Source organism: Priestia aryabhattai B8W22 (assembly GCF_000956595.1).
GTDB classification, from domain to species: domain Bacteria; phylum Bacillota; class Bacilli; order Bacillales; family Bacillaceae_H; genus Priestia; species Priestia aryabhattai.
The window spans coordinates 116,666-133,459 of sequence record NZ_JYOO01000001.1 but is presented as its reverse complement, the minus strand read 5'-3'; the positions used below and the strand labels follow the sequence as shown (position 1 = coordinate 133,459).

Sequence of the window (16,794 nt, the reverse complement as noted above, 5' to 3'; positions counted from 1 at the left end):
CTTTAAAGTCTTAAAAAGAAGTTAAACAAATTCTTATTTTAGTTATCATAACAAGTATTATCAAAAGTAAATAACTTAATATAACAGTAGACGCCATTCTGCCTCTTCTTATTGAGGTCTCGACATAAACAAGGAAAAATATGTACTAAAAGAGAAAAACCTAAAGGATTTTCGTTTAATTTTTAATTTTACTAAAAAATACTGAAAAATGGAGAAAAGACACGAAATAGTAAGAAAACACTACATTTCACGCGCTTTAAATGCCAATGTTTTCGCTTTCATGGCTGTTGTTTCCGTTTTCAGTGACTTTGCTTAAATAAGACCCTACATGACATAATTAAAACAACAAATCATAAAGGAGGAAAACAAAATGAGAAAAATAATTGAATTAGTTTCTAACGTAAGAGAAGCATATATTAAATCAATGGATAGTTATGGAAATGCAATTTTAAAAACAAAAGTAAAGTAAGGATGATTTTAGTTGAAAATCTATATGGAATATAAAACTGATCCACCAACCGATTCCCAAAGATAAAAATGAGAATCGGTTTTTTTATTAAAAAATTCCTCGACTCCTCTCCATGCTTTTAGTTATATCTTCTAAATTAATAACGTTACAAAAAAGTTATGTATTCACTCTTACCTTAACTTAATCAAAGTCACAAACAGTTTTTTGCCTATCATAAATAAAGTACAATAACTAGAGCAAAATACTTACGATGCAATAGAGCATCAGCCAAACGTTTATATTTCAACGACTAGGAAAACTACAGAGTTAGACCACTAGTTGTTCATTTTTAAAGTTTATAAAGAGCTGCCTATCCTGAAGCTCGGAGGCAGCTTTCTATTTTATTAACCCTAATAATTACTTTAACGTCTTGTAATAGATTTAAATATCTTGTCCGTAAAAGTATACCTTTACAAACAATTTGTGTATATAAAAAATCTATTATTTTTATCGTTCATTTAGGTTTAAAGAGAATTTACGAACGCCCTCTTGAAGATACAGACTTTTACGAACTAGTTTTATGAACAATATAATTATTCATTTAAATTAATTATAAAAAATGCAAAAGAAGAGGCATCGTCTAAATATATTAGAAAACTCACAAAAAGAGTCTTTGACTCATAAGAAGTAAAGACTCTTTTTGTATTGTATTTGTTTTATTTAAGATAATTAAAGTGAACTTATTATTTATTTAACCTTGTTGATCTAGAAGTAATTTGCTCTTTGTTTTTAAATAAGTTAACTCCATAACCCAAAAGGCCTCCAATGATTGCTGGGAATATCCAGCCTAATCCGATATGGTAAAGAGGGAGGTAGTAAGTAAATAATTGATCGATACCAGAGATGTGTAAGCCAAAATCATTTAATCCGTCTACTAGGCTTACAACAAACGTTAAGAATAGGCTACCTTGGTATACCTCAGCACATCCTTTAAATAAAGAATGAAGGAATGTCAAAAAGATTAGAACAATTGCTAATGGATAGAGAACTGTTAAAACAGGTACTGAAAAAGAAATTAATTGATTTAATCCGACATTTGCGATTATTGCGCTAAATATGGATAGGCTAATCGCAATTTTCTTATAAGAAATAGATGGTAATAATTTATGGAAATAAGAAGAGCATGCAGTAATAAGTCCTACGCTAGTTGTCAGACAAGCTACTGTAATCATTAAGCCTAGCAGTACGCCTCCGTATTCTCCAAAATAATAATTAGATACTTTTGCTAAGACCGCACCTCCGTTATCTAAATGCCCAAGCTTTTCTACACTTGAAGCACCCATATATGAAAGGGCAGAATAGATAGTTGCAAGAATAATAGCAGCAATTCCCGTAGCTTTTAGGCAAACAGTTATAATTTGCTTCTTTGTTTTAGCGCCTTTCTCTTTAATTGCATTGATAATAATGATTCCGAAAACGAAAGATGCAAGAGTATCCATTGTTAGGTATCCTTCTTGGAATCCATTAAAAAAAGAGTTTGTTACATATCTTTCTGTAGGTGCTTGAAATTTTCCAATAGGATGAATAAAAGCTACTAGAACTAGAATTCCAATGAATGTTAATTTAATCGGTGTTAAGAATTTTCCGACAATATCGACAATTTTCGCCGGATTGAGAGAAAAAAAGCATGTAATACTGAAAAATATAATAGTAAATATGAGTAAAGCTATAGAACTAGAGCCTTCAGAAATGAAAGGTTTAAGTCCAATTTCAAAAGAGACATTACCTGTTCGTGGGATAGCAAATAAAGGTCCAATAGCTAGATAAAGAACAGTTGTAAATACTAAACCAAAGATAGGATGTACGCGACTTGCTAATGATTGTAAATCTTCTTTTCCAGAAAATCCAAAAGCTAGTACACCAAGTAAAGGCAAGCCTACTCCAGTAACTAAAAAACCCGCATTTGCTGACCAGATGTTTGCTCCCGCTGACTGACCAAGCATGGCAGGGAATATTAAATTTCCAGCTCCAAAAAATAATGCAAATAACATTAAACCAATGATTACTATAAAAGAAAACGGTACTTTGTTTGACACGGTGAAACCCCCATTAATAATATTCTTCATAAAAAATTAAATTTTCAGATAACTTTAACTGCAAATAACTTATCTTTTTTGTATTATAAACAGTCAAATTACATATTTCAATATAAAAAATAAACTTTTTTGATAAAATTTAAAAAATTATCAATTTTCCGTTCATTATTCGTTATTAAAATAAAAATAATATTAAAAACCAAAATCTTTATTCAAATCGCGTACATTAAGTAGTTCAATACGGATATTTTTTTTTAGAAGACCATAAATAATATTCAAAACGCGTATATTATTCTGTTAATTAATGGGATTTAATTACATGCAAGAAAGTTTATAAATATAGTACTACGAAACTTATAAAGCTTTTTAAAATGGGCTGAACATCAAAAGTAAAATCAATTATTTAATATCTATAAAATACATAATAAATTTTATAGATACTGAAAAGACCTTATTAACATATTAATTAAGGTCTTTTTATCATTATTTCTTATTCCGATTAAATCCAACGATGTATATTACTTTCAAAGCACTTTATTTGACCTTATCTTTTTCTTTTGAATCCAAAACTCACTATGTAAGCTATTGATAATGAGATAAAAGCAGCAAATACTAAACTTTATGTAAGAAATCTCTAAAGCCCAAAGGCCGTATTTGTCTGCATTTAAACGATACATAGACCACCACTGTCCATTTTCACCTTTGAATAATGAAACGACAATCCATAAAAGAACTAAGAATAAAAACCATGAAAAAAAGATAATATAATTAGTCATTTTCTTATTCATTTGCCATCTCCTTTATCTTCCAAATTCACTCGTAATATTCTTGGCTCCTATTATATTAACAATAATCGGGAAAACTTTAGAGTTTTTATTGAATAAAGAACGTTTGTTCGTATATAATAGAGAACAAACGTTCTTTATTTGAGGAGTTATTCCAATGGATTATGAATATCCGCCAAACAGAGTCATTATTTGTATTGATATGAAAGCATTCTTTGCTTCTGTTTCATGCGTCATACGTAGGCTAGATCCATTAAAAACAAAGTTGGCAGTTGTAGGAGATACAAAGCGGTCGGGATCAGTTGTGTTAGCTGCTACACCCTTATTAAAGAAAGAAGGGATCAAAACAGGCAGCCGTCTTTTCGACATTCCTAGAAGGAAAGATATCCATGTCGTCAACCCATCCATGGAAAGGTATGTCAAGGCTTCGAACTATATTTCTAGTTTAGTGTTACAGTATGTCGCTCCTGAAGATTTCCATGCGTATAGTGTTGATGAGTTGTTTATTGATGCAACAGCTTCTTTACATTTATTCGCTCACACACCAGAAGAATTAGCCCATAAAATCATCAACGAGATTTATCGTAAAACACGGCTGACAGCTACTGCAGGCATCGGTCCGAATCTCTTGCTGGCTAAGATTAGCTTAGATCATGAGGCCAAGAATAGCCCAACAGGGGTAGCTTATTGGCGATACGAAGATATTCCTTTCAAATTATGGTCGATTCACCCAATGAAGGATTTCTGGGGGATCTCATCCGCTACGGAAAGACGCTTGCAGCGTCTGGGCATTCACTCTATAAAAGAACTCGCTCTTTCTTCCAAAGATATGTTACGAAAAGAATTTGGCATTCTGGGTGAAGAGTTGCATCAACATGCAAATGGAATTGATTTTAGTCGCATTTCTGACGTGTATATTCCGAGCTCTCGATCATTCGGGAAGAGTCAAATTCTGTTTCGAGACTATACAAATCGAAAAGAAGTAGAATTGCTGCTATTAGAACTATTAGACAATGTGTGCTTTCGTTTACGTATGCATCAAGTCGTGGCACAAACCATTCATTTATCCATTGGCTACAGCAAACAAACAGGTGGCGGCTTCTCAAGACAAAAGAAGATGGGGCGGGCTTCGAATCTAAGTCAAGATATCTTCCCTTATTGTTTAACCATCCTACACACATTTGATAGCGGAATGCCGATTCGCTCCATTGGTATTTCTTTATCGACCACCAGTATTCAAGAAGAAGAGCAAATGAGCTTATTTGAAGATATTGACCAGCGTGAAAGAGCCTATGCCCTTGCTAAAACAATTGATGAAATTCGTATGCGCTATGGGAAGAATAGCGTTCTGCGAGCTTCAAGCCATCTCGAGCATTCAACAGCTCGTTATCGAAACGGCCTTTTAGGAGGTCATAAAGCATAAAGGAGGAAGATGACATGCAAAACAGAGGAATGAAAAAATGGCGACCGTTCGCCACTATGCCAGAGCAATACAGAGGATTACAAGAAATGATAAAAAAACAAGCAGAGGTACCTCAACCTTTTTTAACAGAAGATCAAATGGAACAGATTAATTTCACCTTGATTGAAGCGCTTCATACACATAAAAAAATGTACCTGACGTATTACAAGCACGGGCAGTGCATAACGGAAACAGGAATTATTCAATTTGTAGATTCTCTTGGAGGATTATTTGTTTTTATAGATGAAGGGGGTAAACAGACGAATAAAATGAGGTTAAGTGAACTAATTGATATTCGTTTTATGTAGGAGAAAGTAATAAAACAGTTTATTTACATAAGATTTCCATACATAATTAGTATAAACTTAATAAATACGCAATCATTTTTCATAGATTCATTTAATGATGTTATATAAGGAGGAGCACAGTGTGAAGCAGGTTTGGAATGAGTTTGAACAGTGGTTGAAAATACATCGGCCGGAAGCAGTAGGAACGCTTAATGAAGCTGCTGCTGAATCAGAAATTGCAGAGATTGAGCAAAAGATGGGACTAACATTCCCTGAAAACCTTAAAGACTGGTTAATGATACATAATGGACAGCGTGATGAATACATAGCGGCTATCGAAAATTATACTCTATTACCTTTAGAGGAGATTCTGTATACGTGGCAAACATTAAAAGAGCTTTTAGACGGAGGAGAATTTGAAGATTTCCCAGAAATTGAACCTATTGGGCCAGTAAAAAAAGAATTTTGGTGGAACCCGCGTTGGATCTCGATTGCTACGAATGGGGGAGGAGATGATATTTGTATAGATTTGGATCCCGCTGAAGGAGGCAAAACCGGCCAAATTATCACCTTTTGGCACGATTGGGAACAGCGTGAAGTAATAGCAGACAGCTTAGAAGAATGGGTGATGGCTACGATAACTCATACAGATCATTAAAGGGGAGCAGCAAATGATAAAGCCGGATATAGAGAGAATCTATAAAATTCTTAAAGAACTTCCAGGTACGTCGGTGAAGATAGAATTTGAAGATGAAGTTGGAGAAATCCTTTCTACTCCTTATTACATCTACCTTAAAAGCGAGTTTCTAGACGGACAATTAGGTTACAGAGAAGATTTAGAAGCAAATTCCCTTATAGGAAATCAAGAAGGAGATTGGCAAGAAAACTGGTTTGTCATAGGGTATGATGAAGAAATAGGCGGTGACCCGCTTTTTATTGATATAGCGAATGAAGATTATCCAGTTTTTACAGCTGAACATGGTATGGGTGAATGGGACGCTTTAGAAATGTATGATTCTCTAAAAGAGTTTGTAGAAGATGTTACTTAATTATGGCTTAGTTAAAAGATTTTGATAAGAGTACGGTCAGAAGAGGACAGAGAGTAGTTTAATATCTACCTAGCTGTCCTCTTTTGTAGTACCCATTAAACTTAGAAAGAATTTAGAGAAAGGAAGAGCGGAATGGTAGGAATCGATTTATGTATTACAGATACACAAAAACGCAAAGGCATTACTATCCTTCGCGTTCTTTACTCAATCTGTTGTAAACCAATAAACACCAAAATAAAAGATATTCACTTTATTAGGGATTGGTCATTACAATGCTCAATATAAAATTCATCAATCTTTTCAAAGATTTGTTGGATGGTTAAAGGTGAGATAAAAGGATTTAATAAAACTGCCCTCAACCAGCGCTTTCCTCTATAAGTAGGTAAAGATAAAAATACGTTTTGATTTTTCAATAAAAATTGTTGTAGCTTAAGGTTTAATTGATCTTGTTGTTTTTGCTGATACTCTTTTAAAAATAATCTAAAACAGCATATATTCGTATTTGATTCACCTGATAACTCTAAATAAGAGCGTTTTTTTACTTGGGATGTAAATTCCTTCGCAAATAAAAAGCTTTGATTTATTAAATTCTCATAGCCTTTTAATCCAATATGCTGAAGAGATAGGTATAACTTCAGAATATCAGCATGTCGAGTACCTTGAACACTTATTTCTCCCAAATTAGTAAACTCCGTTTCATTCATGTAAGGTGCTGAAATACGAAAATCTCTTTCCAACAAATCACGATTTTTAAATAAAACCATTGCGCATGTTTTGGCGACATACATCCACTTTTGTGGATTAAATGTAATGGAGTCTGCTTGTTCAATCCCGGAGAGAAGGCTTTTGTATTTTTCAGAAAAGACAAGTGCCCCACCATAGGCTGCATCTACGTGCAACCAAATACCGTGTTTTTTTGTTATTTCTGAAATAGGTAGTAAAGGATCAATGCTACCTGTAACAGTCGTTCCTGCCGTAGCTACAACTGCAAAAGGCTGCTTTCCTTCTTGGATGAGTATAGGAATCTTTCTTTCTAGATCTTGTGTATCCATTTGTGAATGAAGGTTACTTTGAACAGGAATGATACTAGATGTACCGATTCCTAATAGCATTGCAGCTTTATGTAAAGAAGTATGACTTGCTTCTGAAACTAAAATGACAGGTTGCTTTGTTAATGAAGTTAATCCGTTTTCTTTCACTTGGAGTATAGAATTCCGCGCAACTGCAAGAGCTTGAAGATTAGCAAGGCTGCCACCACTCGTTATAACTCCTCCAGCATTGCGACCTAAACCAAACATTTGTGTAAGTTGTTGAAGTACTTGAACTTCCATTTTAGAAAATACAGGAGACATTTCAAAACTCAACATATTATTGTTTAGTGCAGTAGTTACAAACTCACTCAAGCAAGAAATTAACGTAGGAATTGAATCCATGTGTCCCATGTATGTTGGAGTTAAAGGATTCATAGAGTACTTTAATATAGTTTCCAATTGTAAAAGAAGTTCTTCTATGGGAACACCATCTAAAGAAAATTTATCAAATAATTGTTCTGTAAAGTCAGGCAAAAGAGGTGGGTGACTTTCTGAATTAGCTGCATGATCCACAACTAAATTCATTACGGCCTTAATAAGTAGTTTGACCTCTTTGATGTTTTTTCCATTTGGCTCAATAAAAGAATCGACAGGGAAAACGCCAGTTTCCATTATTATCACGCTTCTTTCTTATTAATCTAACTATTCTAACAATAAGAAAGAGAAATGCAAGAACCAAATAGAGAGAAGGCTTTCTTTTATCGTTGAAAACTGCTAACAATTGAATAGTATATGGCTGCGATGATTAAAAGACCGCCAATAATATATAGGGTATATCTTAAAGTTTTGGTCATAGAGATATTCACCTTTCTGATTTAATTCTAACCCAATAAATTTTTATTAGTTTGTTTAAGCAAAGGAAATATGATGCATAAAAAGGATAGGTAGATTCTTCTTTTTTCTTAAAAAACCTGTTCATTACGGTAACTAGAGTTAGTATTTTCATTCCTGTATAGGATAATCCAAATTTAGCCATATTAAATTGTAGTGCCGAAAAAGATTAATACATATGAAAAATTCTTAAAAGGTGGATATTATATGCTTGATTCTAAAACGATTGAAATTGTCCAATCAACAGTGCCGGTTTTGAAAGAACATAGTAAACAAATAGGAAAGAGATTTTATGAATTGTTATTTGAAAAAGCGCCAGATTTATATAATATGTTCAATCAAACAAATCAAAAAAGAGGAATTCAACAGGAAGCATTAGGATATGCCGTGTATGCTGCAGGGGAACATATTACAAACTTAGAAGCCATTAAACCTGTAATTGAACGAATTTCACAAAAGCATCGTGCGATAGGGGTAAAGGCAGAACAATATCCAGTCGTTGGTGAAACTTTACTTCAAGCAGTAAAGGATGTTTTGGGAGATACAGCTTCAGATGAGATTATTGAAGCATGGGGAAAAGCGTACGGATATATTGCCAATGCTTTTATTGAGCTAGAAGAAGCTCTCTACGAAGAGACAGAGAGTCAACCTGGAGGTTGGGAAGGATATCAAAGCTTTTATATAGATAAGAAAGTAGAAGAAAGTGATAATGTAACATCTTTTTATTTAAAAGCTAAAAATAAGAAAGAAATTGCCTCTTATAAAGCAGGACAATACCTTACATTAGCAGCAAATGTTCCGGGAGAGAAATACACGCATATTCGTCACTATAGTCTTTCTGAAGCCCCTGGAAAGGATTATTATCGAATCAGTGTAAAACGAGAAGATGGGCATGACGGTGCGCCAGCAGGAATCGTGTCAAACTATTTACATAAACAAGTTCAGACAGGAGATACTCTTAAGTTCTCAGCTCCCGCTGGAGATTTTGTACTTGATCACAGTGAACTTCCCGTTGTGCTAATTAGTGGAGGTATAGGTATTACACCTTTGCTTAGTATGCTGAATACCATTGTAGAAAAACAACCTACACGTAAGGTTACCTTTCTTCATGCAAGCATTAATGGGAAAACGCATGCTTTTAAAGAACATGTGGCTCAACTAGATAGAGACAACAAAAATGTTACCTCCTTCATCTGTTATAGTTCGCCTAATGAAGGGGATCGACTAGGTACTGATTTTGATAAAGAGGGTTATATTGATTTAGAATTGTTACAATCGGTTGTTCCTTCAAAAGAAGCTGTCTTTTATTTCTGTGGATCGATTCCGTTTATGGAAGCTATCCTTAAAGCATTACGTAGATGGGATATACCAAATGAACGTATTCATTACGAGGTATTTAGTCCTGTAGCCCTTTTAGGAGAAAAATAAAAAAGTAATTATCACCAGTAAACAGAAAATGTTCGATTAACACACACGTCCTGTTTAAATAAATATGCTGTAAAAAAGCACTCTTGTGAGTGCTTTTTTACTTTGTCTTAAGGAGCAATTCTAAAAACGAGCATTTTATATATAGGTACTTCTACACTCTCTATGTACAAAAAATGGAAAAAATTATCTTTGATAATTTATAATAATAGAGAACTATGTCGAATCCTAAATATTGGAGAGATTGCTATATGAGACGACTACTCCCTTTTATAATTTTTTCAATTTACTGCATTCCATATGCTTATTTATCTATGCGAAAGGATTTTGAGGACGATTCAAAGGTAAACTATATAATCATGGCCATAGTTACACTAGCACTGTCTTATCTAAGTGGGCTTATTAGAGCGGATTTATCACTTATTTTAGGAAATATCATTTCTTTTAGTACGTCATACTTTTATAACGCATTAAGGCTTCCTGATTCTAAATGGGAGAAATATTTTTCGCCCTTTAATTCTGTCGAACAAGTAGTACTGATAAGCCTTGCGGCGCTTGTGCTGCAGGTGATTATTTATACACTTGCTAGAAAACGAGCAAAGAGATATATTCGTAATACTATGGTTTCGGAATAGTTCAAAAAATAGAGGTAGTCATCTAATGAGCTAGGCTCTTCAGGTGACCAAATGAAAGAAGAGTTAAAATGAGGAAAGTTGCTGAAATTTTATTCTCTAAAAAGAAAGTGCTAAATGGGGAAGATCAACAAACACTTCAAACATGCACTTAGCTGTTTAAAAAAAGATACAAGTCAACCAGATAAGTTAGTTACACAACTTTCAAATGCGTAATTGCTGACAAAAAGATTTGTAACTCTCTTCCTACTTTAATTATACCACATAAAAAAACGCCGATATAGACTGTTTATTCTCATTTCCTGCTGGTAAAATCAATAAAACATTACCGGTTAGGAGAGATGTTGAATGAACTCTTTAGTTCTTAGCTTTCAAGAAATAAAAGATACACAGCTTTCACTTGTTGGAGGAAAAGGCTTGAATTTAGGGGCTTTATCAAAAATTCAAGGAATACAAGTACCGGAAGGGTTTTGTGTTACAGCAGTCGGATATCAAAAAGCCCTTGAACAAAATGAAACATTTCAAGCGTTACTGAATCAGCTGACGATACTAAAAGTAGATGATCGAAATCAAATTAGTGAAATCAGCGAAAAAATTCGCCAAACCATTCTGGAAATAAAAATTCCTTCTGACATGGTAAAAGCCGTTACTCATTATCTCTCTCATTTTTGCGAGGAGCATGCTTATGCAGTTCGTTCAAGTGCGACTGCTGAAGATTTGCCACATGCTTCTTTTGCTGGTCAGCATGACACCTATTTAAATATCAGAGGCAAAGAAGCCATTCTCCAGCACATTAGCAAATGCTGGGCTTCCCTGTTTACAAGTCGCGCGGTAACCTACCGGATTAAAAATGGATTTGACCATAGTCAAGTGCACACATCTGTTATTGTTCAACGAATGGTTTTTCCGCAGGCTTCAGGCATTTTATTTACCGCTGACCCCGTTACCTATAATCGAAAGCTGCTATCCATTGATGCGGGATTCGGACTTGGAGAAGCACTGGTGTCTGGTTTGGTCTCTGCCGATTGCTATAAAGTACAAGAAGGAAAAATCGTCGATAAAAAAATAGCAGCTAAAAAGGTAGCTATCTATGGATTAAAAGAAGGCGGAACAGAAGCGAAGGAAGTTCCTTCTGGTCTGCAAAAAACGCAAGCGCTCACTGACTCTCAAATTTTACAATTAGAACGCGTTGGAAGACAGCTTGAAGCTTATTTTGATTGTCCTCAAGATATTGAATGGTGCTTGGCTGATGATGCATTTTATATTGTCCAAAGTCGTCCGATCACTACTTTATATCCAATTCCTGAAGCGCATGATCCGGAAAATCGCGTTTATGTATCTGTTGGACACCAACAAATGATGACCGATGCCATGAAACCACTGGGATTGTCTTTTTTTCTGTTAACAACTAATGCACCGATGCGTACAGCCGGTGGAAGGCTGTTTGTTGATGTTACACCTATGCTCGCTTCACCTGACAGCAGAAAAATGATGTTAGGTGCCATGGGACAACATGATCCGCTCATGAAAGACGCACTTACAAGCATAATAGAGCGAGGAGACTTTATAAAACCTTTACCAAATGATCAAAGTTCCGGTAAAAGCAATAAAAGCGTGCCGCCTACGAAGCCTAAGGCACAAATCGAAAACGACTCGACAATCGTTTCTGACTTGATCAAGAAGAATCAAGCATCAATAGAAGAGCTAAAACAAACCATCCAAACGAAATCAGGGCTGGAATTAGTCGATTTTATTTCAGAAGATATCGGGACATTAAAGAAGATTTTATTTGACCCACAAAGTACAGCTGTGTTTATGGCCGCTATGGATGCTTCATCATGGATCAATGAAAAAATGGAGACGTGGCTAGGTGAAAAAAACGCAGCAGACGCGCTTTCTCAATCTGTACCAAACAATATTACCTCAGAAATGGGTCTGGCGCTATTGGATGTCGCGGATGTAATTCGTCCTTATCCAGAAGTCATTCATTATTTACAGCATGTAAAAGATGATAATTTTTTGGAGAACCTGGTTAAGTTTGAAGGTGGACTGGAAACCAAAGACGCTATCTATGATTATCTCAGCAAATACGGAATGCGATGTCCCGGAGAAATCGATATTACGAAAACTCGTTGGAGCGAAAAACCGGCTGCACTTATCCCTGTGATTCTTGGTAATATTAAAAACCTTAAACCCAATGCCAGCAAACAAAAATTTGAAAAAGGCCTGCAGGAAGCCTTGAAAAACGAGCAAGAGCTGTTAAACCGCTTGAAGCATTTGCCGGATGGTGAACAAAAAGCAAAAGAAACAAAAGAAAGAATTGATCTCCTCCGGAATTTTATCGGTTATCGTGAATATCCTAAATACGGCATGATTAACCGTTATTTTGTTTATAAGCAGGCTCTGCTGAAAGAAGCCGCGCAGCTCGTAAAAGCCGGCGTTATTTATGAATCAGAAGATATATACTATTTGACGTTTGAAGAACTTCAAGAAGTCGTGCGCACATATAAGCTTGATCATCAAATCATCAGCAAGCGAAAAGAAGAGTACAAATTATATGAAAAGCTAACACCTCCGCGTGTGATCACGTCTCAAGGTGAAATTATTACCGGTGCGTACAAACGAGAAAACCTCCCGTCCCAAGCAATTGTAGGTTTACCGGTTTCGGCAGGGGTGATAGAAGGGCGAGCGCGCGTCATTTTAAATATGGAAGATGCTAATCTATCAGATGGAGATATATTAGTCACTTCCTTCACTGACCCTAGCTGGACCCCGTTATTCGTAGGGATAAAAGGGCTTGTTACGGAAGTTGGCGGACTGATGACTCACGGCGCAGTCATCGCACGTGAATACGGATTGCCAGCAGTTGTCGGAGTAGAGAATGCTACTAAACTGATAAAAGACGGTCAGCGAATTCGCGTACATGGAACAGAAGGGTATATTGAAATACTGTAAAAGCCAAAATACTTGCACTATTTTATCTAATTAATAGATGAAGATTTGTCTAGGTTTCTTTACGCATCTTCAGTTAATACAAAAAGGCAGGCCATAATGGCCTGCCTTTTTCATATTGGTAGTAAAGTAGATTGAAACATCAAATGCTGACTTTTTTCCCAGCCGACTGTTTCACATGCTCCATAAACAGTTTAAACAAGTTCAGCATTGAAATATGTTGTTTTGCCATCATTTCTGGATGCCACTGCACGCCGACTACAAATTGATCTCCTTGTTTTTCAATGGCTTCAATGACTCCATCTTTTGCCCATGCGGAAACTTCAAAACCTGGCGCTACGTCTTTAATCGCTTGGTGGTGAAATGAGTTAATAAGAGCTTGATTACCGTAAAGGTCATGTAGGCGTGTGCCGTCTTTAATCATGATGGAATGAGAAGGGTCGCTTGTATTGTTGTATTGATCATGTTTAATAAATGCCTCTTTAATATCTGACATGTCTTGATAAAGAGTGCCGCCGTAAGCAACGTTTAAAATTTGTAAACCGCGGCAAATCGCTAATACCGGCTTTCCTTGATCAATTACATGCTTTAACAATAGCTGTTCAGACTGATCCCGTGCTAAAAAAGGTGAACCCGTTTTGGTTGTCGGTTCTTCACCGTATAAAAGGGGATTAACGTCTTGTCCACCTGATAAAATTAGCCCGTCTATACTTTCTGCCTGCGCTTTAATCATTTCTTCATCTTTTAGCACTGGCAAGATAAAAGGAACTCCGCCGCTGAGCGCTGTTGATTCGATATAGTCGTTATTCACATACGCTCGCTTATAGCCTGGAAAGCGTCCTCCTTGATCCACAATAATGCTTCCTGATATACCAATTAAAAATCCCACTGTTGTTTTCTCCTTTTTTGTTAAATTACCATTTCTTGAGATGTTTTTTCTTTTTTACTGCGCTGATAAGGTTTTCTCAATCGCTTGCTTTATAAGAAATAAATGGTTTTTTTGTTCAACTATTATACATATATACCATATTTATTTAATAGAAAATGGTATAATAGCCTCTGTATGTTAAAAATACTAATTGCCAAAGGTAGATGGTAGTGCTACAATTGTTCACATTCCTACTATTCTTCTTATTATAGTCGGATTAAAATTTTATACAAGGAAATAGGAGTGATTTTAGTGAAAAGGACTTATTTACTTTTCATCTCTCTTTTAACCATTGTCCTCATGGTAGCAGGGTGCAGTGGTAATGCAAGCAAAAATTCTTCAAGTGAAAAAGAAGGAAAAGAAGGCGGAACGCTAAACGTCGCGTCTCAAAGTGAGCCAGCAACGCTAGATGCTCAAATTACTGGGGACTCAGATGTGAAAGACGCAACGCGCAGTATCTACGAAGGACTAATGATTTTAGACGACAAAGGAAATCCTAAGCCTGACTTAGCGTCTAAAGTAGATATTAGCGATGATAAAAAAACATACACGTTCCAATTAAGAAAAGGGGTTAAATTCCATAATGGTAAAGAAATGACTGCAGATGACGTTGTCGCTTCTATTAACCGCTGGATTAAGCTATCGTCTCTTGGAAAAACAAACTTCTCTGGTGCTGAAATGACCAAAACCGGTGATTATACGGTAGAACTTCATTTACCATCACCAAATGTTAACACGCTTTCTTTATTAGCTGATCCAATCCCCGCAGCAGCTATTTTACCAAAAGAAGTCGTTGACAATGCATCTGATGAAGGGATCAAAGACTACATAGGAACAGGTCCGTATAAAGTAAAAGAATGGAAGAAAAATCAATATCTTTTATTAGAGAAATTTAAAGATTATTCTTCGAAAGGCCGCGAAGTTAAGAAAACTCCTCACGTCGATGAAATTAAGATTAGTTTCGTAAGCGATGAGTCAACTAGGATATCTGGTATTACAACCGGACAATTTGACGTTGCGCTATCTGTATCAAGCGATAATGCCAAACAAGTTGAAGGCAGTCAAAATGCAAAAGTAGAAACATCACCAGGCGGATTTATGGGACTTTTCTACAACGCAGATAAAGGTGTCTTTAAAGACATCAATGCACGAAAAGCAGTTAACGCAGCCCTTAACTCAAAAGATATTTTAGACAGTTCTTACGGAAGCTCAGATTATTACAAGCTTTCTTCATCCATTGTGAACAAAGAGTATCCAAACTACTACAGTACAGCTGGAAAAGAAGAATATAACCAGCATGATAAGAAAAAAGCAAAAGAATATTTGAAGAAATCTGGTTATAACGGAGAAGAAATTCGCTTAATGGCTTCTCGTGATTACCAAGATCAATACAATACAGCTGTTGTGGTTCAACAAGAATTAAAAGACATTGGTATGAATGTAAAATTAGAAGTATACGACTGGGCGACATTCAGCGATAAAATGAGTGATACAAACCAATGGGACATCTATCCTGTTGACTGGAATGCTCGTTCTACCATCTTCCAAGGATTCTGGACTACAAAAGGTACATCAGTTGAAAAATCAATGGACTACTTAAACAAAATTAAAGCTGCTCCTTCTGTTAAAGAAGCGCGCGGTGACATTGATGCCATTCAGCAATACGTATGGGACGAACTTCCGTTCACGCTTATTGGTCATAAAGTGAACATCAATGCCGTTTCTAACAATGCAAAAGGCTATGAATATAATTTAGGTCCAATTTTCTACAATATGAGTTTAACAAAATAATATCTTATTATTCTAATAAACAGAGGGCATATGCTCTCTGTTTTAGAAAGGAGTTTACGATGGGAGCTTACACACTTAAGAGACTTTTTGCACTAATTCCTGTTTTATTCATTGTATCTATTGTTGTGTTCTTAATTACGCGCTTAACGCCTGGGAGTCCCGCAGCAATCATCTTAGGACAAGGCGCAAGTCCGGAACAAATTGCAGCGCTAAGCAAAGAAATGGGATTGGATGAGCCTGTTGTTAATCAATACTTTATTTGGCTATCTAACATCTTTCACGGAGATTTTGGTTATTCCTACTTTTTAAATAAACCTGTGCTCGGGGCGATTTGGGATAACGTAGGTCCTACAGTTTCTCTAGCTATACTCGCGCAAATTTTTGGCGTGGCGTTTGCTTTACTATTTGGTATATATGCAGCTAAACATAAAGGAACGATTCGTGATGAAAGCATTATGGGAGCCAGTCTTTTAGGTATTTCCATTCCTAGCTTTCTTCTCGGTTCATTCCTTATTTTGCTTTTTGCTGTACAGCTTCGAATTTTCCCTGTTTCAGGATACGTTCCGTTAAATGCTGGATTATTTGAGTACTTAAAATATTTAGTTTTACCAACGATTACGCTTGGAGCGATTCAAGCTGCATTAATTACGCGTATGACGCGTTCATCTTTACTCGATACCATTTCTGAGAACTTTGTTAAAACAGCAAAAGCAAAAGGATTAAATGAACGTACAATTATGCTTAAGCATACGCTGCGCGTGAGTTTTTTACCGATTTTAACAGTTATCGGAGAATCATTTGCGGGACTTGTGACCGGAGCGGCAGTAACAGAATCATTATTTAACATCCCGGGATTAGGTCAGCTGATTGTTTCATCAATTGAACGCCGAGATTACGCGCTTATTCAAGGAGCTGTACTTTTAATTACGGTTGCTTATGTGGTCATCAATTTAGTTGTTGATTTGCTGTACGCCGTGATCGATCCGCGTGTACGCAATTCTTATCATGATTAAAGGA

Annotated in this window: 13 protein-coding genes; 9 read left to right on the top strand and 4 right to left on the bottom strand. The window is 35.8% G+C overall.

What is annotated here, in order from left to right; all coding sequences use genetic code 11:
* Window positions 1–1,191: 1,191 nt before the first annotated feature.
* Both brnQ and N178_RS00550 read right to left on the bottom strand, forming a co-directional pair.
* Entirely contained in the window at window positions 1,192–2,544 is a 1,353-nt protein-coding gene (gene brnQ / locus N178_RS00555; RefSeq protein ID WP_045289585.1) for a branched-chain amino acid transport system II carrier protein, read from the bottom strand.
* A gap of 524 nt (window positions 2,545–3,068) precedes the next feature.
* On the bottom strand, window positions 3,069–3,332 hold the full coding sequence (locus N178_RS00550) for a hypothetical protein (RefSeq protein ID WP_237758354.1): 264 nt from the start codon (window positions 3,330–3,332) through the stop codon (window positions 3,069–3,071).
* Window positions 3,333–3,486: 154 nt separating this feature from the next.
* Between N178_RS00550 and N178_RS00545 the strand changes: the two genes are divergently transcribed.
* From N178_RS00545 to N178_RS00530, 4 genes are all read left to right on the top strand, one after another.
* Window positions 3,487–4,752 carry a Y-family DNA polymerase gene (locus tag N178_RS00545; RefSeq protein WP_045289584.1) on the top strand — a complete coding sequence of 422 codons (1,266 nt, stop codon included), beginning with the start codon at window positions 3,487–3,489 and terminating at the stop codon, window positions 4,750–4,752.
* 14 nt (window positions 4,753–4,766) lie between these two features.
* Window positions 4,767–5,099 carry a YolD-like family protein gene (locus tag N178_RS00540; protein ID WP_045289582.1) on the top strand — a complete coding sequence of 111 codons (333 nt, stop codon included), beginning with the start codon at window positions 4,767–4,769 and terminating at the stop codon, window positions 5,097–5,099.
* Window positions 5,100–5,220: 121 nt separating this feature from the next.
* Window positions 5,221–5,736 carry an SMI1/KNR4 family protein gene (locus N178_RS00535; protein ID WP_045289580.1) on the top strand — a complete coding sequence of 172 codons (516 nt, stop codon included), beginning with the start codon at window positions 5,221–5,223 and terminating at the stop codon, window positions 5,734–5,736.
* Between the two features lie 13 nt (window positions 5,737–5,749).
* Entirely contained in the window at window positions 5,750–6,127 is a 378-nt protein-coding gene (locus N178_RS00530; protein WP_045289578.1) for an SMI1/KNR4 family protein, read from the top strand.
* 245 nt (window positions 6,128–6,372) lie between these two features.
* Here N178_RS00530 and N178_RS00525 read toward each other — a convergent pair whose 3' ends face one another.
* Window positions 6,373–7,830, bottom strand: a complete 1,458-nt coding sequence (locus N178_RS00525; RefSeq protein ID WP_045289576.1) for a pyridoxal phosphate-dependent decarboxylase family protein — start codon at window positions 7,828–7,830, stop codon at window positions 6,373–6,375.
* A gap of 426 nt (window positions 7,831–8,256) precedes the next feature.
* Here N178_RS00525 and hmpA point away from each other — a divergent pair, with 426 nt between their 5' ends.
* From hmpA to ppsA, 3 genes are all read left to right on the top strand, one after another.
* Window positions 8,257–9,477 carry an NO-inducible flavohemoprotein gene (gene hmpA, locus N178_RS00520; RefSeq protein ID WP_045289574.1) on the top strand — a complete coding sequence of 407 codons (1,221 nt, stop codon included), beginning with the start codon at window positions 8,257–8,259 and terminating at the stop codon, window positions 9,475–9,477.
* Between the two features lie 356 nt (window positions 9,478–9,833).
* Window positions 9,834–10,109 carry a hypothetical protein gene (locus tag N178_RS00515; protein WP_237758353.1) on the top strand — a complete coding sequence of 92 codons (276 nt, stop codon included), beginning with the start codon at window positions 9,834–9,836 and terminating at the stop codon, window positions 10,107–10,109.
* Window positions 10,110–10,454: 345 nt separating this feature from the next.
* Window positions 10,455–13,061 carry a phosphoenolpyruvate synthase gene (ppsA, locus tag N178_RS00510; RefSeq protein ID WP_045289570.1) on the top strand — a complete coding sequence of 869 codons (2,607 nt, stop codon included), beginning with the start codon at window positions 10,455–10,457 and terminating at the stop codon, window positions 13,059–13,061.
* A gap of 139 nt (window positions 13,062–13,200) precedes the next feature.
* On the opposite strand, the gene N178_RS00505 is transcribed toward ppsA, so the two are convergent.
* On the bottom strand, window positions 13,201–13,947 hold the full coding sequence (locus N178_RS00505) for a gamma-glutamyl-gamma-aminobutyrate hydrolase family protein (RefSeq protein ID WP_045289568.1): 747 nt from the start codon (window positions 13,945–13,947) through the stop codon (window positions 13,201–13,203).
* Between the two features lie 291 nt (window positions 13,948–14,238).
* Between N178_RS00505 and N178_RS00500 the strand changes: the two genes are divergently transcribed.
* Both N178_RS00500 and N178_RS00495 read left to right on the top strand, forming a co-directional pair.
* Window positions 14,239–15,777, top strand: coding sequence for an ABC transporter substrate-binding protein (locus N178_RS00500; RefSeq protein ID WP_052942365.1), 1,539 nt, complete (start codon window positions 14,239–14,241; stop codon window positions 15,775–15,777).
* A 59-nt stretch (window positions 15,778–15,836) separates the two neighbouring features.
* The gene (locus N178_RS00495; protein WP_013082737.1) at window positions 15,837–16,790 is read left to right on the top strand and encodes an ABC transporter permease; all 954 of its coding nucleotides are present in this window, start codon (window positions 15,837–15,839) and stop codon (window positions 16,788–16,790) included.
* The last annotated feature ends 4 nt before the right edge of the window (window positions 16,791–16,794 follow it).